The following is an 18,488-nucleotide window of genomic DNA, read 5'->3' as shown; positions in this document are numbered from 1 at the left end:
GGCCGCGGTCGTGGTGCCGGTCGCGCGGTTGGTGGCGTTGTGCCGCGCGGGCCGGGTGGCGCGAGGGCCGTCTCGTCGTTTCGGTGCGCTCGCCAACGCTCGCCGGGCGAACGTGACGTTCTGTTGGCTCATTCCCCACGACGGTGCGCTCGCCAACCTCCGTCGGCCGAGCGTGACGTTCCGGCCCGCCGCGCCGCCGACCCGCCACCATCGCCGCGCCGACCCGCCGCCACCGCCGCGCCGACCCGCCATCACCGCCGCGCCGACCCGCGACCACCGTCGCGGCAGTCCGCCGCCACGCTCATCGGCGCACCGACGTCTCCACGGCCTCCGCCGTCACCGCGGCCTCGACAACACGCCAGCAACACGCGAGCAGGCACCCCCGCCACGCCGCCCGTCGCGCCGTCTCCGCCGACCCCAACCCATGTGCTGCAACCGGCCTCAACCTGACGTTCGGTCGGGAGTCAAGGAAATTAGACGAATATATGAAAAAGACATTGCCAAGTCGGGTCTCTCGTGAGAGGGTGCGTACGCCGTAATGAGGTGTGTCCGGTCGGCGGGGAACCGTGCGACGGGGTGCGCCCGCACGGCGCTGGCCGCACCAATCCGAAGGACATACGACATGAGCACGCCGACCACCACCACGACCCTCCCCACCTGCCTCGGGCCGGGCGCCCCGGGAACCCCGCTCTACCCGCCGCAGCTGAGCGCGATCACGAACGCCGCCGCCAGCGGCGCGGGTACCCAGACCTACTACCAGGACCAGGTCGTCCTCGACAACTTCTCGGTCTGGCTTGCGGGGCAGGGGAGCCAGGCCTGGATCGCCGACACCGACGACAACGGCAATCCCGTCTACTTCGCGGTCCAGGTCGGGGGCTCGAACAACGAGATGCGGGACCCCGCGAAGCCGGTCACGAGCTACCGCGAGCTGATGGAGCTCGACGAGCAGAACTCGATCTACGTGGTCCTCCAGACCAACCCCGACGCGAACGTCATCAGCGGCACGCAGTCGGCGCCCGGGTTCACTTGGGACGGCCAGAGCTACAACATGGTCGGCACGATCACCGGCACCTTCAGCTACAACCAGCAGCCCACCTGGTACATCGAGGTCCCGGTCGGGCTCGCCGATACGGTCGGCATCGGGATCCTCGCCAAGCTCGGCTGGTCGGCGTTCGTCTCGCCGCTGATCACCTCGTTCTGGAGCGGGGTCAAGAAGGCGCTCAGCAGCGGATCCGAGGCGACCGACCTCGAAGGGGTCGAGGCCGCCACCGGCGACGCGGTCGACGCAGCGGCCACCGAGGGGGCGGAGGTCGGGGAGAACGTCGCCGTCGACGTCGTCTCCGGCGCGACCGCGTTCTGCGGGATCGCGATCCTGGTCGCGATCCCGATCATCCTCGACATCATCGCCCACCCCAGCTTCCACACGCTGACCGTCTACAACCTCACGCCGTACGACCTCAAGTGGACGATCGGCTACCAGAACGAAGGGGTCATGAACGCCGCTCCGGTGATGGGCAGTGGCTCGACGACGCTGAACCCGCTGATCCCCGCCGAGTCGAACGGGGCTCCCCCCGGCTTGAAGCCGGTCGACATCGCGTACGAGGGCAGCTTCAGCTTCGCCAGCACCAGCCAGTACGAGGGACTCGGCTACGTGATGGCCTACACGCTGTCCGACCCCAAGACCGGCGACGTGGTCGCGACCGCGGCGGGCATGTGGGACATCCCGTTCTCGGGCCAGAACTCGCTGTACGCGGCCTTCAATCCGGGCACCGACTACCAGTCGATCTACGACAACAACCAGAACGTCAACGAGGTGACCCAGATGGCGGTCTCGCAGGCGGCGACCGCGACGGCCTCCGCGATCGACCTCTCGGTCACGTTCGACTACCTCTCCGGCAAGCACGCCACGCCGAGCGGTCAGGAGTCCTTCACCTACAACTCGGTGGCCGTGTTCTCGATCCCGACGTCGTCGTGAGCCACGCGCAGGCAGCGGTCGGAGACTCCGGCGCCGTGGTCGACGAGGCGAGCGCTCCGTCGGCGCTCTCCTTCGTCATCCCGGCGTCGGCCCAGGGGATCGCACTCACCACGGAGATGCAGGGCACCCTCGCGGGTGCCCTGCGGGGCGGGCAGGCGACCGCGGCCTACTTCGCCAACCAGAACCAGATCGCCAAGTTCGCGTCGTGGGTCAACGCCAAGGGCAAGGACGCCTGGACGCTGGGGACGGACGACCACGGCAGCCCGACCTACATCGCCGACAACGGCGCCGGCACGACGATGGTCCTGGCCACCGAGCCGGCAACCGACGTGATCAACGGCGATGCGCCGCCGACGGGCTTCCCGTGGGGCGGGCAGAGCTACAACATCGCCGGCACGATGACCGGGACCCTCAGCTACAACCAGCAGCAGCTGTGGACGATCGAGGTCCCGCTCGCGCTCGCCGAGGCGATCCCGATCACCGTGCTGGCCAAGTACACCTGGGCCGGTCTCGTGCAGCCGCTGCTGACCGGGTTCTGGAACGGCGTGGTCTCGTGCTTCTCCGGCGCGGCCGAGGCGTCGACGCTGGCGGAGGCGGGGGAGGCCGCGGCGGTCGCGGCGACCGACGCGGCGGTCGAGGCGGTCGTCGTCGAGGGGGTGGCGGTCAGCATGACCGCGGGCGTCGGGGCGCTGGTCGGCCTGGCGGTGCTGATCGCGCTGCCGTTCGTGATCGACGTGATCCTGCACCCCAGCTTCCAGAACCTGATGGTCTACAACCTGACCCCGTTCGACATGACGTGGTCGCTGGCGTTCGTCAACGAGGGCACGATGACGATGGCGCCGATCATCGGCAAGGACGACACCGACTTCGACTACGACATCCCCGCGATGGGCTCGATGGCTCCTCCCGGTCTCGAGCCGGTGAACATCGCGCGGGAGGCGAGCTTCTCGTTCGCCAGCGCGAGCCTCGTGCGCGGGCTCGGCTACGTGATGAGCCTGACCCTGACCGACCCGACCAAGAACGGTCAGGAGGTCGGCACGGTGCTGGGGATGATCGACGTGCCGTGGTCGGGCTCGAACTCGCTGGCGGTGGCGATCGACAGCGGCGACACCGGTCAGGGCTTCTACTCGGCGACGAGCGGTCGCTACGAGCAGACGACGCAGGCGGCGACCGGCCAGCTCGGCACGCTGGCGGCGACCGCGACGATCACCTACGACTACCTGACCGGCGAGCACAAGACCGCCAGCGGCGGCGACGCCTACAGCTACAACTCGCTGCTGGTGGTGCAGACGACGGGCGGGACGGGTGGCGCCGAGGCGTGAGGGCCGGGCACACGGGGTGCGCCGTCTGCGGGGAGGTCCCCGGACCTGTTCGCCGTCGGCGCCCGCCCCGGGCCTACGCCGTGGCCTCGGCCTTGGTCAGGCGCATGGCCTCGATCACCGGGACCGACGCCCAGACGACGTCGTCGCGTCGGTGCAGGACCCCGGCGATCTCGAAGCTGCTCAGCGTCTGGCCGATCTTGCGGATCGCCTCGAGCGTGCTGACGCCCAGCAGTCGGAGGACGTCCTCGACGCTCAGCTGGACGGGATAGGCGTCGACGAGGAGGAGGAGGACGGCACGCTTCAGCGCGGCGTCGTCCTCGGACGGCAGGAGGACCGGCTTGGGGAACTCGGGCATTGATGTCCTTGTGATGTCAGGGGCGCGCCGCACGGTCCTGGGTCAGCGCAGGGCGATGATAGAGACCGACGTGTTGGTCGGCAAGGGGACGTATCCCCCGAACGGATGGTGGGTGAATGCATGAATCTTCAGGTGTACGCGGGCGTCGTATGCTGGCGGACCATAGGTCCGGTAAGTACGCATTGGACTGGTACGCAGACGAGCGGTACGTGCGGACCTTGCTGCGCCGAGGTGGCCGCGGTAGCTTGATTTCGCGGCCTGCCTCGTGGCTTGCCGGCGGTCGATATCCCGTACGTACCTGGTGTTCTCTGGCGATGTTCAATTCGGATGGTGAGGTGGTGGGTTCGGTCTCGTCGGAACGTCCCGAGCGGGAGGCCGCTGCGGTCGCGCCGGTCGCGATCGAAGTCAGCCGTCACGCGGCCCTCCGCTACGGCGAGCGGGTCCGCAGTGCCGTGCACCGTGAGGTGGGGCGCGCCCGCACGGAGATCGAGTTGCTGGTGCGGACCGGGACGCCCCAGAGCGACCCGCCGCCGTGGATGCTCTCCGGCACGACCAGCTACGAAGCGGGGCGGGAGTACGTCATGCTCGGCCCCGACGTGGCCTTCGTGGTCCAGCCAGGGCAGGGAGCGGACGGTCGGGTGACGCTCGTGGTCACGGTGATGACTCCGTGGGATCAGGGGGCCTGCCACCGGGCCGATCGGCGTCAGCGGCGCGCGGAGCTCCACCGTCGCCTGCATCCGCCGCATCCGCCCTCGACGCGGCCGCCCCGGCGCAGCGACGATGCCGGCGACGACGCCGACGACCGACTCGCCGTCGACTAGATCCGGGACACGGATGCACCACCGCCGCTTCCACCTGCTTCGCCGCGTGCGCGGGACCTCCGCGTGCCGGATCGCGCCGTGCGACGACCCCGAGCAGCGGGCCGACCCCGGCCGCCCCGGTGCTCGTCCCCGAAGGAACGGGGCGCTGCAACGGCCCAGCGACATGCGGCGTGCGGGCTCCGCGTTCGAGCGTCGGCCTCCGCGCCGGTAGCGGGCAGCCGCCGCTAGCGCTTGCGCTTGAGGACGATCCCCTCGAGGTGATGGGCCGCCGTCTCGCAGGCGTCGACGGCGTTCTCGAGCGCGCTGTAGATGTCCTTCCAGCGGATCACGAACAGCGGGTCGACGCCGGTCTCGAAGAGCGAGGCGATCGCGTCGCGGCTGATCCGGTCGGCCTCGTTCTCCAGCCGGTGGATCTCGACCAGGAAGGGGGAGAGGTCGCGGCCCGCGCGCAGCGCCCCGATCGCGAGCGCCAGCTGCTCGCCGCAGCCGACGAGGATCTCCGCGAGCTGGTTGGCCTGGTCGGTGGTGGCCTCGACCCGGTAGACGACGAGCATGTCGGCGGCCGCCTCGGCGTCGTCGACGATGTCGTCCAGCGCCGTCGCCAGCCGGTAGCCGTCGTCGATCTCGAACGGCTCCTTGGCCAGCCCGCGACTGAGCCGATGGATGATGTCGTGGGCGATCCGGTCGCCCTCGCGCTCGTGCGCGACGAGCTGGGCGATCAGCTCGGTCCGCTCGGGGTACTCGCGGACGAGCTCGCGCAGGACCACGGTCGAGCGTTGGATCGTCGTCCCGTACTGCTCGAGCAGATCGAGAAGGACGCTGTCGCCCCCGGGGGCGCGGAAGAAGCCCGGCATGCCGCTCGCAAGCTAGCGCGCGACCGGGCGGTCAGACGACGTTCGGGACAGGCTTCACATGCCGTTCACGACCGGTTCACGGCCCGGTAACCGAATCGACCGGCTCCGGGGCAGACACTCGTGCGCGATGAGTACCGTCACGCACGAGTCCGAGGCCCCGGTCCCGCCCGGCGAGCCGATCAGGATCGCCCAGGTCGAGATCCGGCCCGCCGAGGGCCTCGCCCTCGTGGCGGGCCGGGTCGTCCCGCTGTCCGTTCGCGAGTTCGAGCTGCTGTCGGCGTTGGCCGGCCGGGCGGGGCACGTCGTCGCCCGCGAGCAGCTCTTCGCGACGGTCTGGGGCGGTGAGCTGCGGCGTGGCGACCGCTCGATCGACGTCTACGTCCACAAGCTCCGCCAGAAGCTCGAGGCCTCGTCCCCGGGCTGGCGGTTCATTCACACCCACATCGGGTTCGGGTACCGATTCGCGCCCGAGCCAGGGGCCTGAACGGCCCCGAAACCGCCCTGATCACCGGCTTTGAACCTGATGTTCACATCGAGTTCACACGCCGGCCACAGCTGGGTAACAGGATGGAGGACGACCGCTGACACTCTGGCCTCCGCCACGTTCCCGAGCAACACCCAAGGAGATCACGTGCGAACTCGTACGTTTGCCGCGTTCGGCGCCTCAGCCGTCCTCGCACTGGGAGTCGCCGCTTGCGGCTCCGACAACAAGTCCGACAGCACCAGCACCGACGCGGCGGCCTCGACCGCGGCGCAGTCGGCGGCCACGTTCTCCGGCGCGATCAACGCCGGCGGCTCGACCTTCGCCAAGCCCGTGTACGACACCTGGGGCGCGAAGCTGAAGGAGCAGGGCCTGACCTTCAACTACGCTGGCACCGGCTCCGGCGCGGGTATCGCCGGCGTCACCGACGGCACGCTCGACTTCGGCGGCACCGACTCGGCGATGGACGACGACGAGATCAAGGCGGCCGCCAAGAAGGGCGAGATCGTCCACGTCCCGACGTTCTTCGGCGCGGTCACCGCGGCCTACAACGTCAAGGGCATCGAGACCGGCCTGAAGCTCGACGGCGAGACCCTCGCCAACATCTTCCTCGGCGACGTCACGACCTGGAACGACCCCCAGATCGCCGACCAGAACCCGGACGTCACGCTCCCGAGCGAGAAGATCGCCGTCTGCCACCGCTCCGACGAGTCGGGCACGACGAAGGCGTTCCTGACCTACCTCGGCGCCTACTCCAAGAAGTGGGAGAACGGCCCCGGCATCGACAAGTCGGTCAAGTGGCCCGTCGGCACCGGCGCCAAGGGCAACGACGGCGTCGCCGGCTGCGTCAAGCAGACCGAGGGTGCGATCGGCTACGTCGAGCAGGCCTACGCGCTGCAGAACGACTTCGCCTACGCCAGCCTCAAGAACAAGGCCGGCAACTACATCGCCCCGACGCTCGAGTCGGTCAGCGCCGCCGGTGACGCGGTCGAGGTCCCGGAGGACCTGCGGTTCAGCATCGGCAACGCGCCGGGCGACCAGGCCTACCCGGACGCGTCCGCGACCTTCGTCGTCCTCTACAAGGACCTCTGCAAGGCCGGCAAGACCGAGGCCGTCGCCAAGGACGTCCAGGGCTACCTGAACTACGGCCTGACCACGGGCCAGGAAGAGGCCAAGCAGCTCGCCTACGCGCCGCTGCCGGCCAGCATCCTCACCAAGTCCAAGGCCGCGGTCGCGTCCCTGGAGTGCAACGGAAAGCCGATCGCCTGATCGCAGCCGCCGCGTCACGAGCGCCCGCTCCGCCGTCCCCTCCCGCTCCGGCCTGACGCCGGAGCGGGGGCGGGCGGGCGCTCGTCACCGTCACCGACCGCCTCGAGGATCGAACGACGCCATGGAATCCAGCACCGCACCCGCCCCGGTACCCGACCGCACCACCCGTCTTCGCCAAGCGCTGGCGAACACCAAGACCGGCAGCTGGCTCGACCCGTGGGTGAAGGCGGGCCTGACCGGGCTCTCGGGCCTGATCCTCGTCCTGCTGCTCTTCTTCCTCGTCAAGCTGGGGATCGAGTCCAAGCCGGTCTTCTCCGCCTACGGCGTCTGGGACTACGTCAGCAAGGTCGACTGGCTCCCGTCCAAGGACCTCTACGGGGCCGGCGCGCTCGTCGCCGGAACCCTGATCACCTCCGCGATCGCGCTCGTGATCGGCGTCCCGATCGCCGTCGCCACCGCGCTCTTCGTCACCGAGCTGGCGCCGGTCCGCTTCCGCACCGCGATCTCCGGCACGCTCGAGCTGCTGGCCGCCGTGCCGTCGGTCGTCTACGGCCTCTGGGGCTTCCTCTTCCTCGCCCCGAAGCTCAAGCCGGCCGAGCAGTGGTTCTCCGACAGCTTCTCGTTCCTGCCGTTCGTCGGCGGCACCGTCGCGGTCGCGAACTACTTCGTCACCGGGCTGGTCCTGGCGATCATGATCATCCCGATCGTCAGCGCGATCTCGCGCGAGGTGATGGCCACGGTCCCGACCGACCACAAGGAGGCGGCGCTCGCGCTCGGCGCGACCCGCTGGGAGATGATCCGCACCGCCGTCCTGCCGTACTCGCGCGCGGGAATCGTCGGTGGCTCGATGCTGGGCCTCGGCCGCGCGCTCGGTGAGACGATCGCCGTCGCGATCCTGATCGGCGGCGCGACCTCCGGGGTCGGGGAGTCGATCTTCTCCCAGGGCTCGACGCTCGCCTCGGTGATCGCGCTCGAGTTCCAGGAGGCGTCCTCCAGCCCCGAGCACCGCGCCGCGCTGATCGCCGCCGGCCTGCTGCTGTTCGCGGTCACGCTGGTGATCAACGCGATCGCCCGCGGCTACATCACCCGCTCCGAGTCGCGGCTGGTCCGCGCCGAGCGCGACGCCAAGCGGGCGGCTGCGGCCGTTGCCGAGGGCCGGCCCGTCCGCCGCAGCCGCCGCGGTCTCGGCCTCTCGCTGCCGCGGGTCGAGCTGGTCACGTCGCTGAAGGGCCGCCAGCGGGTCGACGCGATCGCCCGCCGCTCGGTCGGCGCGCTGACCGCGATCGCGCTGCTGCCGCTGGGACTCGTGCTCGGGTTCCTCGTCGTCAAGGGCGGCGGGGCGATCAGCTGGGACTTCTTCACCACCGACCCGACGGGCGCGGCCGGCGAGGTCAAGAACGTCAGCGCCTTCCTCGGCAACGACGCCGCGGCGTCGTCCCCGGCCGCCTCGCTCGGCGGGATCCGCTCCGCGATCGTCGGCTCGCTGATGGTCGTCGGGCTCGCCGCGCTGGTCGTCGTCCCGATCGGGATCGCCGTCGCCGTGTACCTGATCGAGTACGGGCAGGGCACCAAGTTCGGGAACCTCGTCCGCTACCTCGTCGACGTGATGACCGGCGTCCCGTCGGTCGTCTTCGGCCTCTTCGTCTTCATCTGGCTGGTCGTCAGTCAGGTCGGCGGCGGGCCGTTCGCGGCCTGGAAGGCGTCGGTCGCGCTCGGGCTGCTGATGCTCCCGATCGTGATCAACTCGTCGCTGCCGGTCCTGCGACTGGTTCCCGCCCAGCTGCGCGAGGCCGCGCTCGCGCTCGGCGTCCCGCGCTGGAAGGTGATCCTGCGGATCGTCCTGCCGACGGCGCTGCCGGGCCTGGTCACCGGCGCGCTGCTGGCGATCGCCCGGGCCGCCGGCGAGACCGCGCCGATCATCTTCACGGCCGGGGTCGCGACGGCCCTCGTCACCAATCCCAACGGGCCGATGAACACCCTGCCCGCCCAGATCTACGCCGACGTGACGGCGTCCTCCGCGGCCCAGCACGACCGCGCCTGGGGCGCCGCGCTGACGCTCGTCGTCCTGATCCTGATCCTGAGTCTGGTTGCCCGACTCGCCCAGCGTAGGAGCCGTATCGCATGAGCTTCGATCCGTCCACGTCCTCGCGCGACCTGCGCATCGCCGAACAGCCGACCCCCGCTGGTGAACCCGTGACCACGCCTGACCACATCGCTCCGGACGACGCCACCACCGCCGCGCGGAGGCCCGCGACCCGCGCCCGCCGGTCGACCGCGACGGCTCCGCTCGTCGCCGGTCACTCGGTGACGCTGAAGGGGGTCAAGTCGTTCTACGGCGACAACATGGCCGTCAAGGGCGTCGACCTCGAGTACCACGCCAACGAGGTCACGGCCATGATCGGGCCGTCCGGCTGCGGCAAGTCGACGCTGCTGCGCTCGATCAACCGGATGCACGAGGAGATCCCCGGCGCCCGCGTCGAGGGCGAGATCCTGCTCGACGGGGTCGACGTCAACGCGGCCGGGGTCGACGTCGTCGCCGTCCGGCGGATGGTCGGGATGGTCTTCCAGCGGCCGAACCCGTTCCCGACGATGTCGATCCGCGAGAACGTCGCCGCCGGCCTCAAGTTCAACCGGATCAAGGACGTCGACCACGACGAGCGCGTCGAGTGGGCGCTGCGCGGCGCGGGCCTCTGGGACGAGGTCAAGGATCGCCTCAACGCGCCCGGCGTCGGTCTCTCCGGCGGTCAGCAGCAGCGGCTCTGCATCGCCCGCACGATCGCGATCAAGCCCGACGTGATCCTGATGGACGAGCCCTGCTCGGCGCTCGACCCGATCGCGACGCTGAAGGTCGAGGAGCTGATCCACGAGCTCAAGCAGGAGTTCACGATCGTGCTCGTCACGCACAACATGCAGCAGGCCGCGCGGGTCGGCGACCGGACCGCGTTCATGTACCTCGGCGACCTGGTCGAGGTCGACCGGACCGAGAAGATCTTCACCAACCCGAGCGACCCCCGGACGGAGGAGTACGTCTCCGGGAAGTTCTCCTGATGGTGACGCGGGGCACGCGGGCCGGCGACGTTAGGGTGCAGCCGTGATCACCCGGACGCAATACCGCGACGAGCTGCAGGAGCTCGAGCGTGCCTGCCTCAGCGCCCTCGACCTCGTCGTCCGTCAGATCGAGCGGGTGACCGAGGCGCTCGAGCACCAGGACGTCGAGCTCGGCACCTTCGTGATCGCCGACGACGACCGGATCGACGGTCGCTACCTCGACGTCAACCAGGGCGTGCTGTCGCTGTTCGCGCTGCAGGCTCCGGTCGCGGGCGACCTGCGGCTGGTCGCCTCGCTGCTGCACGTGGCCAAGCACTTCGAGCGGATGGGCGATCAGTGCGTGAACATCGCCAAGCTGATCCCGCTGACCGGCAACGACCCGCCGCGCCGTGAGGAGGTCCTCCAGCCGCTGCTGCGGATGGGGCGGCTGGCCCGCGACGAGGTCGTCCAGTGCCGCCAGGCGCTGGGGCTGCGAGACGTCGACCTCGCGCACGACATCGTCCGCCGCGACCAGGAGCTGAACGAGCTCAACCGCGAGGTCTTCCGGTTGGCGATCGAGCTCGGCGACGACATCGACACCCGCGAGTGGCTGATGACGATGACGATGGTCGCCCGTGCCTTCGAGCGGATCGGCGACAACGCCGTCGACATCGGCGAGCAGGTCGCGTTCGTGGTCGAGGGACTGTTCCCCGAGTTCGGCGATCGCAGCGCCCGGCGCGCGCGGGCGCGGCGCGGGGAGGGACCGGGCGGCGCGGGTGGGTCTGGTGGGTCTGGTGGACCCGGTGGGTCGAGTGGGTCGAGTGGACCCGGTGGGTCTGGCGGGTCTGGTGGGCCGGGCGGGTTGGGCGGGTTGGATGGACCGGGCGGGTCGGACGGGCCGGGTGGGTCGGGCGGGCCGGGTGGGCCGGATGGCGGGCTCGGGCTCGGGCCGACGGGGCCGGGGTCCGGACCGATCGGTGGGCCGGGGTTCGACGGGCCGGGGACCGGTCCGTCGGGACCGGGCGGTGGCGCGGGCAACGGCGACGGCGGGCTCGGCGGCGGCTGAGGGCGGCGATCGAGGGCGGCGGCTGAGGGCTGGCTCGGCGGCGGCCGGGGGCGGGCGGCTGAGGCCCGAGGGCGGCCGAGGCCCGAGGGCGGCCGAGGCCCGAGGCGGGGGCGGCTGAGGGCCGAGGCGGGGGCGGCTGAGGGCCGCGTCTCCGGCCGCTGAGGGGCCGCCATCTTCGCGATGTGTTTGCCACCCCCACGGTGGACAACGCATCGCGAAGCGCCGCCGTGGGGGGACTGATGCGGATTTGCCGCCTATACGACCGACAATCCGCATCAGTTCGCTGGCCTGCCTCGCCGCCTCGCCGCCCGGTCGCGTCGACCCCGGCCGCCCCGCCGCCGCCCGACCGTCCCGACCACGGTCGGGACCTGTGACCGGACCGTGACGATTTGTGACGAGCCGGCAACGATTTGTGAAGAGCTTGTGATTCCGGTCCCGGATCGGCCGCGGGCTGCCGAACGACCACTAGACTTCACCGTGATGCAGGAGCTCACCTCCGCTTCGAAGCCAGCGGCTTCCGGGGCATCCGGCTCGGGATCGACCGGCAGCCGTACGCTGCGCGTCGCTCTGATCGACAACGACAGTGGCTTCCTCCACGTCCTCGGCAAGCGCTTCGAGCGCGCCGGCTGGCAACAGCGAGTGCTGGCCAGTCCCGTGCCGATCGAGGACCTGGTTGCGATGCGGCTCGGCGCGCTGGTCGTCGACATCGCCGTGCTCGGGCCGCAGGCGTGGGAGTACCTCGAGAAGGTCGCCCTGCGGATGCCCGGCCTCGGGATCATCGTCTGCACCGGTCAGTCGAGCGTCGCCCAGCGCGTTCGCGGCCTCCGCCTCGGCGCCGACGACTGGGTCGGCAAGCCCTGCCATCCCGACGAGCTGATGGCGCGGATCGAAGCGGTCGCCCGTCGTCGCCGCCGGGTCGAGCCGCAGGAGGAGACCGGCCCCCGGATGACCGGTGAGCTGGAGATCCGCGGCGACCAGTTCCAGGTCTTCGTCGCCGGCCGCCCGGCCGAGCTGACCAAGCGCGAGTTCGAGCTGATCGACCTGCTCGCCGGGGCCGAAGGCCGCGTGCTCGAGCGCGAGGAGATCTACCAGCGCGTGTGGGGCTACGCGATGGCCCGCGGTGATCGCTCGGTCGACGTCTTCGTCCGCAAGCTGCGGCAGAAGCTCGACAAGGCCTCGCCGGGCTGGCGCTACATCCACACCCACTTCGGCGTCGGCTACCGCTTCGCCCCGGAGCCCGCCCAGCCGCTGCCGGTGGCCGAGCCGGACCGCCCGGCCGGTGCGCTGGTCGACGACGTGCGCCGTCCGTCGGCGCCGGCGTCCGGCCACGACGACGGTGCGCTCCCGGCGACCGTCGAGGTGACCGACGAGGCACTGGCCGCCGCGTTCGCCGAGCGCGTCGCGAGCTGAGCATCGGCGCGGCCCCGATCGTCCGCGAGGACGACGCTCGTGGGCGGTAGGCTGGGACCGTGAGCAACGGACTTCGAACGGCCCTGATCGTCCTGGCGATCGCCGCGGTCGTCTGGGCGGTGCCCTCTGGCGGTCGCAACACCGATGCCGTCACGGCCGCGCTCGGGGCCCTGATCTGGATGGCGATCGTGCTGATCGGGATCCGCGCCTACCGCGAGACGCGCGGGCGGATCGAGCTGCTCGGCGACGCCCACCGCCTGCTGCTCTACGGATCGCTCGGCGTGATCGTGGTCGCGATGGCCGCCCGACCGCAGCTGATCGGCACCGGCGCGGGCACCGTCCTCTGGGTCGTCCTGCTCGGGATGGCGATCGCGATGCTCTACGCGGTCTGGCAGCGCTGGCGCGAAGTCGCCTGAGGGCAGCGCCACCCGGTAACGGTCCCGTCGCCTGATCGGCACGGAATCGGCACGCTTCCCCCCTAGATCGGTCACAGGGCCTCGCGGCAACGTGGGGGCATGTCGATTGCTCCCGTCCCCAGAGGTCAGGCCTCGGTCGAGCTGGTGGCGCTGCTGCCGCTGCTCGCCCTGCTGCTCCTGGCGCTGATCCAAGCGGCGCTCGCCGGCTACACCGCCTGGTCGGCGAGCACCGCCGCCCGAGCCGGGGCACGCGCCGCGGCGGTTGGCGGGCAGGTGGGCGTCGCCGTCCGCCGCGCGGCCCCGATCGGTGGCGCTGCGGCCCGGATCGACCTCGACGGCGACGCTGTGCGGGTGCGCCTCCCGATTCCGTCGGTGCTGCCGCTGGGCCTCGGAACGGTCACCGGCGTCGCGCGCCTGGAGCGTCAGCGGTGAGCGGCCGGGGTGGGGAACGGGGGCAGGCGTCGGTCGAGACCGTCGCGATCGCCCCGCTGATCGCCGTGCTGGTGATCGTCGTCGCCGTCGCGTTGCAGGCCCACCGCGCGGCGGAGGCCGCCGGGCTGGCCGCGCATGCCGCCGGGGTGGCGGCGATGCAGGGGCGGGATCCGGTCGCGGCGGCGCGGGCGGCGGTCCCCGATGTGTCCGCCGATCGGCTGCGGATCCGGGTGGCGGGCGATCGGATCAGCGTCCGGGTGCGGGCGAGCGGACCGCGGGTGCTGGTCGCGGCGTTCGACGCCCGCCGGGTCGTGGTCGCGCGGCGGGAGGGGCGGCGATGAACGGGGTGTGGGGGCGCTGGGCTGCGCGGGCCGGGGAGCGGTTCGGGGGCGGTGACGACCTGGCGGCGGACCATACGGCGATCGTGCTCGCGCCGTCCGATCGCGCGGAGCTGGCCGGGGCGGCGGTCGCGGCTCGGCTGCCACGACGGGCCGGGGTTCCGCCGGTGGTGGCGGTCTGGGATCCGGGTCGAACCATCGCGGCCCCGGCGGAGAGCGTCGCCACGGGCGCAGCGCGGCGGGCGCGAGACGAGGTCCGCGGCTGCGGAGTCGTCGCGGAGGCGGTGGGGCGGATCGTCCGGGTGCTGCTGCCGGCCGACGACATCGAGGCGGCCGCGGCGATCGGGCGGCTCGACGCCCGAGGCCCCCTGGTGGTGGTCCTGGCCGGCGCCTGGGGCGGGCCGCTGCTGGCGCCGCTGGAGCGGGCCGGGGTGGTCCACGCGGACGGCCCGCCGCCGGCGGTCCGCGCCTGCACCCGGACGCTCGCGCGGCACGGCATCGAGGTTCGCCCCGTGCCGCGGCCGACCGGCCCGGTCGCGCGAGCGCTGTTGCGGGCCGGGTGGGTCGGGCGCTCCGCGGTCCGGGCGCCGGCCGAGGGCGGGCAGGCGCTGATGCTGGTGCTGCTCGGGCTGACGGTCGCGATCGTGCTCGCGGGGGCGCTCGGGGCGGTGGCTCTGGCGATGAGCGATCGCGAGGAGCGCCAGCGGGCGGTCGACGTCGCGGCGCTGGCGGCGGCCGATCGGATGCGGGTGGACTGGGCCGCGCGGGCCGGGGCGCCGGCGACGATCGACCTCGCCGGGTACCGCGAGCGGGCGGTCATCGCCGCCCGGCGATCAGCCGCCGCCAACGGCCTGGCCGAGATCGACGTCAGCTTCCCGCCACCGACGGCGCGGGAGGCGGGGCCGTTGGCGGTTCGGGTTCGGACGGCCGGAAGCACCCGGGTGGCAGGCGTGGCGCTCGGCGCTCCGGTCACGGCAACGGCCGAGCTGGCACCTCCGGTCGATCCGGGTCCCGAGGCGGCCGCCGGGGACGAGTACCGGGGTGCGCTCGCGCACCGCGACGGCAAGCCGATGCGGCCGGACGTGGCCCTGGCCTTCGACCGGATGGACGCCGCGGCGACCCGCGCCGGGCGGCCGCTGGTGGTCGTCAGCGGCTATCGCTCCAACGCCGAGCAGGCGCGGCTGTTCGCCGCGCGGCCGGACCCGAAGTGGGTCGCCCGCCCGGGGACGAGCCTGCACCGTCTGGGCACCGAGCTGGACCTGGGGCCGCCGTCCGCCTATGGGTGGCTGGCGGCCCACGCGGCCGAGTTCGGCTTCAAGCAGCGCTACAGCTGGGAACCCTGGCATTTCGGTTGGATTCGCCAGACCGCCTCGGCGCACGTCGCCGAGCAGGGCCGCAACCCGCGGGCGCCGATCTCGTCGGGGGCGATCCCGCCGTGGGTGCCGGGCGCGTATCGGGCCAGCATCCGGGCGGCCAGCATCCGCTACCGGGTCTCGGCCGCGCTGCTCTCGGCCCAGCTGAAGCAGGAGTCGGGGTTTCGGCCCCACGTGGTCTCGTCGGCCGGGGCCCAGGGGATCGCGCAGTTCATGCCGGGGACGGCGGCGAGCGTCGGACTGCGCGATCCGTTCGATCCGGAGCAGGCGATCGCCGCCCAGGCGCGGCTGATGGCCGGTCTGCTGCGGCGGTTCGGGTCGGTCCCGCTGGCGCTGGCCGCCTACAACGCCGGCGAGGGCGCGGTCGGTCGCTGCCAGTGCGTCCCGCCGTACCCCGAGACCCGCCAGTACGTGGCCCGGATCATCGCCCTGATGCGCGGCTACGACCCCGACGGAGCGCTGGTCGATGCGCTCGATGTCCGACTGGTCGCATGAGCGAGTACGAGCAGGAACTGGACGTGCCCGCTCTCTGGACCTTTACTTCCAGACCAACTACAGTAAAGGAATGCCGCGCGTGAGTACCAAGAACCAAGTGACGATCCCGGTCGCCGCGATGCAGGCGGCGGGGTTGCGAGCCGGGGACGAGGTCGACATCAGGGCCGCCGGCCAAGGGGAGATCGTGATCGCTGTGCGGGGCAGCCGGGTGCGTCGGCACGCCGGGATCGTCTCCGGGCTCGTCCGGCCGGGTGAGGTCGATCGGCTGAGGGACGAATGGGATCGGTAGTGCTCGACGCCAGCGTCCTGATCGGGCTGCTCGACGCCGACGACGAGCACCACGAGCGGGCGGTCGACGAGGTCGAGCGGGCCGATCGGGACCAGACCCGGCTGCTCACGGCCGCCAGCGCGTACAGCGAGACCCTGGTCGCCTTCGCTCGGATCAGTCGGATCGACGCTGCTCGCGGCGCGCTCGCGGCGATGGGGATCGCGGTCGTGCCGCTGACCGCGGCCGTCGCCGAGCGCGCAGCGGCGCTTCGCTCGCAACACGCGACGCTGCGCCTCCCCGACGCGATGGTCCTGGCGACGGCTCAGGAGCACGACGCGACGTTGCTGACCTACGACCAGCGGCTCGGCCGGATCGCGAGGGGCTGACCACGGTGGGGTGAACCGCCGCGGCTCGACCGGATCGCGGTGGGTCGAGAGTGGCCGCGGCTCCCCTGGATCGCGGCGGCCGGAGGGCCGCGCGGAACGACCGCTCCGGCCGGGTTCCCCCGTCGCCACCGGGTCGAACGAGCGCGCCCCCTATCCTCGAAGGGATGGCTTCTCGTCCCGCCGAACAGGAGCGCAAGGCGCGGCTGGCCGCGCAGCGCAAGGCCCTTCCCGACGGTCCCGGGGTCTACGTCTTCCGTGACGCCAACGGCACGGTCATCTACGTCGGCAAGGCGAAGTCGATCCGCAAGCGGGTCGCCAACCACTTCACCAACCCGGTCACGCGCGGGGCGGTCGAGATGGTCGACGTGATCGACGACATGGAGTTCGTGCTCGTCTCCAGCGAGACCGAGGCGCTGCTCGTCGAGAACGGCTTCATCAAGCAGTACCAGCCGCAGTTCAACATCCGGCTACGCGACGACAAGTCCTACCCCTACGTCTGCGTCACCCTCAGCGAGGACTACCCGCGGGTCTACATGACCCGCGAGCGGCACAAGCCCGGCTACCGCTACTTCGGGCCGTACTCCAACGCCAAGCGCGTCCGCAACACGCTCGACCTGCTCGGACGCCTCTTCCAGTACCGCACCTGCGAGGGCAAGGAGCCCGGCCGCCGGTCCGGATCGCCCTGCCTCGATTACCACATCGAACGCTGCACGGCCCCCTGTGTCGGCTACGTGAGCAAGGCCGAGTACCGCGATTCGATCGAGGGCGTGATGGCCTTCCTCGCCGGCCGCTACCGCGAGATCGAGCACGAGATCGAGGAGCAGATGCAGGTCGCCGCCAAGGCCCAGGACTACGAGCGCGCGGCTCGCGAGCGTGACCGCCTGCAGGCCGTGCGCTCGCTGCTCGAACGCCAGCGGGTGATGAGCGACAGCATCGGCACGCTCGACGCGATCGCCGTGACCGTCGACGGCGACGACGCCAACGCCCAGGTCTTCCAGGTCCGCGACGGCTCGCTGACCGACCGCCAGTCCTTCTACCTGACCGGCGTCGCCGGCGAGGCAACCGCCGCCCGCGAGGGCACGGGGGAGGACGCGGCCGAACGGCAGGCCGCGGTCGTCGCCGAGGTCCTCGAGCAGTTCGTCCTCAGCTACTACGCCGGGGCGACCATCCCGCCGACCGTGCTCGTCCCCGACGAGGTCGCGGAGCACGAGGCGCTGGCCGCCGCGCTCGGCGAGCTGCGCGGCCGGCGGGTCGACGTCGTCACTCCCCAGCGCGGCGACCGTCGACGGATCCTCGACATGGCCGGCCGCAACGCCGAGCTCGCGCTCGGGCAGGAGCGGCTGAAGGCCGAGCGCAGCCGCGAGCAGCGGGTCGAGGCGCTCGGCGACCTCCAGCGCGCACTCAAGCTCGACCGGATCCCGGTGCGGGTCGAGTGCTACGACATCTCCCACCTGATGGGCACGGAGACGGTCGCCTCGATGGTCGTGCTCGAAGGCGGGGTGGCGGCGAAGGACCACTACCGGCGGTTCGTGATCCGGGACCTGGAGGAGGGGACCCCGGACGACTTCAAGAGCATGAACGAGGTCCTGCGCCGGCGGATGTCGCAGTGGACCCGGCAGCAGGAGAAGGGCCTCAACGAGCCCAACCGCGACGAGTCGTTCGCCAGCCTCCCGGACCTGATCGTGATCGACGGCGGCAAGGGCCAGCTGTCGGCGGGAATCGGCGCCCTGGAGGGCTTCGTCGAGCGCGGGGTGGCGGTGGTCTCGCTGGCCAAGCGGATCGAGGAGGTCTTCCTGCCCGGTCGGAGCACCCCGGTGATCCTCGGCCACGACACCCCGGGGCTGCAGATGCTCCAGCGGGCGCGCGACGAGGCCCACCGGTTCGCGATCAGCCATCACCGCGGTCGCCGCGATCGCAACATGACCGGCTCGGTGCTCGACGACCTGCCCGGCGTCGGGCCGACCCGCAAGAAGGCGCTGCTCAAGCACTTCGGCTCCCCCGACGCGGTCCTCGCCGCCTCCCGCGCGGAGCTGGAGGCGACCCCGGGACTGCCGGGCAAGGTCGCGCGCGAGATGTACGCGCAGCTGCACCGCTCGGTGGGGTGAGGCGGGCCGGCTGCCGCGCCGGTGGTGGCTGACGGCGGCGGCGGGCGCGGGAGGCAATCGGCGGGCCGCTCACCGCTGGCCGCAGGGTCGTCGGC

Annotated in this window: 18 protein-coding genes; 16 read left to right on the top strand and 2 right to left on the bottom strand. The window is 71.8% G+C overall.

The annotated features are described in order from the left end of the window. Positions 1-622: 622 nt before the first annotated feature. Both ACVUH9_RS10640 and ACVUH9_RS10635 read left to right on the top strand, forming a co-directional pair. Positions 623-1,975, top strand: a complete 1,353-nt coding sequence (locus ACVUH9_RS10640) for a hypothetical protein (protein WP_475756669.1) — start codon at positions 623-625, stop codon at positions 1,973-1,975. Continuing rightward, the gene (locus ACVUH9_RS10635; RefSeq protein ID WP_475756667.1) at positions 1,972-3,297 is read left to right on the top strand and encodes a hypothetical protein; all 1,326 of its coding nucleotides are present in this window, start codon (positions 1,972-1,974) and stop codon (positions 3,295-3,297) included. The genes ACVUH9_RS10640 and ACVUH9_RS10635 overlap by 4 nt, the downstream gene beginning before the upstream one ends. Before the next feature lie 73 nt (positions 3,298-3,370). Here the strand turns inward: ACVUH9_RS10635 and ACVUH9_RS10630 are convergent, their stop codons facing one another. Beyond that, complete coding sequence (locus tag ACVUH9_RS10630) at positions 3,371-3,652, bottom strand: hypothetical protein (protein ID WP_475756665.1); 282 nt, start codon at positions 3,650-3,652, stop codon at positions 3,371-3,373. Positions 3,653-3,987: 335 nt separating this feature from the next. On the opposite strand from ACVUH9_RS10630, the gene ACVUH9_RS10625 reads away from it, so the two are divergent. Further along, positions 3,988-4,473, top strand: a complete 486-nt coding sequence (locus ACVUH9_RS10625) for a hypothetical protein (RefSeq protein ID WP_475756663.1) — start codon at positions 3,988-3,990, stop codon at positions 4,471-4,473. A gap of 224 nt (positions 4,474-4,697) precedes the next feature. Here the strand turns inward: ACVUH9_RS10625 and ACVUH9_RS10620 are convergent, their stop codons facing one another. Further along, complete coding sequence (locus tag ACVUH9_RS10620; RefSeq protein WP_475756662.1) at positions 4,698-5,327, bottom strand: DUF47 domain-containing protein; 630 nt, start codon at positions 5,325-5,327, stop codon at positions 4,698-4,700. Between the two features lie 127 nt (positions 5,328-5,454). Between ACVUH9_RS10620 and ACVUH9_RS10615 the strand changes: the two genes are divergently transcribed. The 13 genes from ACVUH9_RS10615 (at position 5,455) to uvrC (ending at position 18,393) form a co-directional block, all read left to right on the top strand. Continuing rightward, positions 5,455-5,811: a winged helix-turn-helix domain-containing protein gene (locus ACVUH9_RS10615; RefSeq protein WP_475756660.1), complete on the top strand. Its 357-nt coding sequence runs from the start codon at positions 5,455-5,457 to the stop codon at positions 5,809-5,811. A 147-nt stretch (positions 5,812-5,958) separates the two neighbouring features. Then, a complete protein-coding gene (pstS, locus tag ACVUH9_RS10610; RefSeq protein WP_475756658.1) occupies positions 5,959-7,077 on the top strand; it encodes a phosphate ABC transporter substrate-binding protein PstS in 1,119 nt (372 codons plus the stop codon). A gap of 121 nt (positions 7,078-7,198) precedes the next feature. Further along, the gene (gene pstC / locus ACVUH9_RS10605; protein ID WP_475756656.1) at positions 7,199-9,202 is read left to right on the top strand and encodes a phosphate ABC transporter permease subunit PstC; all 2,004 of its coding nucleotides are present in this window, start codon (positions 7,199-7,201) and stop codon (positions 9,200-9,202) included. After that, positions 9,199-10,125, top strand: coding sequence for a phosphate ABC transporter ATP-binding protein PstB (pstB, locus tag ACVUH9_RS10600; RefSeq protein WP_475756654.1), 927 nt, complete (start codon positions 9,199-9,201; stop codon positions 10,123-10,125). The genes pstC and pstB overlap by 4 nt, the downstream gene beginning before the upstream one ends. 43 nt (positions 10,126-10,168) lie before the next feature. Further along, on the top strand, positions 10,169-11,170 hold the full coding sequence (gene phoU, locus ACVUH9_RS10595; RefSeq protein ID WP_475756653.1) for a phosphate signaling complex protein PhoU: 1,002 nt from the start codon (positions 10,169-10,171) through the stop codon (positions 11,168-11,170). A 480-nt stretch (positions 11,171-11,650) separates the two neighbouring features. Then, positions 11,651-12,580, top strand: coding sequence for a response regulator transcription factor (locus tag ACVUH9_RS10590; RefSeq protein WP_475756651.1), 930 nt, complete (start codon positions 11,651-11,653; stop codon positions 12,578-12,580). Positions 12,581-12,639: 59 nt separating this feature from the next. Continuing rightward, positions 12,640-12,996, top strand: a complete 357-nt coding sequence (locus tag ACVUH9_RS10585) for a hypothetical protein (protein ID WP_475756649.1) — start codon at positions 12,640-12,642, stop codon at positions 12,994-12,996. 99 nt (positions 12,997-13,095) lie between these two features. Then, entirely contained in the window at positions 13,096-13,428 is a 333-nt protein-coding gene (locus ACVUH9_RS10580) for a TadE/TadG family type IV pilus assembly protein (protein ID WP_475756647.1), read from the top strand. Then, entirely contained in the window at positions 13,425-13,769 is a 345-nt protein-coding gene (locus tag ACVUH9_RS10575) for an Rv3654c family TadE-like protein (RefSeq protein WP_475756645.1), read from the top strand. Before ACVUH9_RS10580 ends, ACVUH9_RS10575 begins: the two co-directional genes overlap by 4 nt. Continuing rightward, positions 13,766-15,634, top strand: a complete 1,869-nt coding sequence (locus ACVUH9_RS10570) for a lytic transglycosylase domain-containing protein (RefSeq protein WP_475756643.1) — start codon at positions 13,766-13,768, stop codon at positions 15,632-15,634. Before ACVUH9_RS10575 ends, ACVUH9_RS10570 begins: the two co-directional genes overlap by 4 nt. Continuing rightward, complete coding sequence (locus ACVUH9_RS10565; RefSeq protein ID WP_475756641.1) at positions 15,606-15,923, top strand: AbrB/MazE/SpoVT family DNA-binding domain-containing protein; 318 nt, start codon at positions 15,606-15,608, stop codon at positions 15,921-15,923. The genes ACVUH9_RS10570 and ACVUH9_RS10565 overlap by 29 nt, the downstream gene beginning before the upstream one ends. Continuing rightward, entirely contained in the window at positions 15,923-16,288 is a 366-nt protein-coding gene (locus tag ACVUH9_RS10560) for a type II toxin-antitoxin system VapC family toxin (protein ID WP_475756639.1), read from the top strand. The genes ACVUH9_RS10565 and ACVUH9_RS10560 overlap by 1 nt, the downstream gene beginning before the upstream one ends. A 164-nt stretch (positions 16,289-16,452) precedes the next feature. After that, a complete protein-coding gene (uvrC, locus tag ACVUH9_RS10555; RefSeq protein ID WP_475756637.1) occupies positions 16,453-18,393 on the top strand; it encodes an excinuclease ABC subunit UvrC in 1,941 nt (646 codons plus the stop codon). Positions 18,394-18,488 lie beyond the last annotated feature (95 nt).

Source organism: Patulibacter ginsengiterrae, from assembly GCF_056269115.1.
The sequence above is the reverse complement of the archived record's forward strand: the minus strand, read 5'-3'. Positions and strand labels throughout refer to the sequence as shown.

Coding starts and splice junctions, on each gene's coding strand:
- ACVUH9_RS10640 (WP_475756669.1), top strand. CDS start 623: ATGAGCACGCCGACCACCACCACGACCCTCCCCACCTGCCTCGGGCCG.
- ACVUH9_RS10630 (WP_475756665.1), bottom strand. CDS start 3,652: ATGCCCGAGTTCCCCAAGCCGGTCCTCCTGCCGTCCGAGGACGACGCC.
- ACVUH9_RS10620 (WP_475756662.1), bottom strand. CDS start 5,327: ATGCCGGGCTTCTTCCGCGCCCCCGGGGGCGACAGCGTCCTTCTCGAT.
- ACVUH9_RS10615 (WP_475756660.1), top strand. CDS start 5,455: ATGAGTACCGTCACGCACGAGTCCGAGGCCCCGGTCCCGCCCGGCGAG.
- pstC (WP_475756656.1), top strand. CDS start 7,199: ATGGAATCCAGCACCGCACCCGCCCCGGTACCCGACCGCACCACCCGT.
- pstB (WP_475756654.1), top strand. CDS start 9,199: ATGAGCTTCGATCCGTCCACGTCCTCGCGCGACCTGCGCATCGCCGAA.
- ACVUH9_RS10590 (WP_475756651.1), top strand. CDS start 11,651: ATGCAGGAGCTCACCTCCGCTTCGAAGCCAGCGGCTTCCGGGGCATCC.
- ACVUH9_RS10580 (WP_475756647.1), top strand. CDS start 13,096: ATGTCGATTGCTCCCGTCCCCAGAGGTCAGGCCTCGGTCGAGCTGGTG.
- ACVUH9_RS10570 (WP_475756643.1), top strand. CDS start 13,766: ATGAACGGGGTGTGGGGGCGCTGGGCTGCGCGGGCCGGGGAGCGGTTC.
- ACVUH9_RS10565 (WP_475756641.1), top strand. CDS start 15,606: ATGCGCTCGATGTCCGACTGGTCGCATGAGCGAGTACGAGCAGGAACT.
- uvrC (WP_475756637.1), top strand. CDS start 16,453: ATGGCTTCTCGTCCCGCCGAACAGGAGCGCAAGGCGCGGCTGGCCGCG.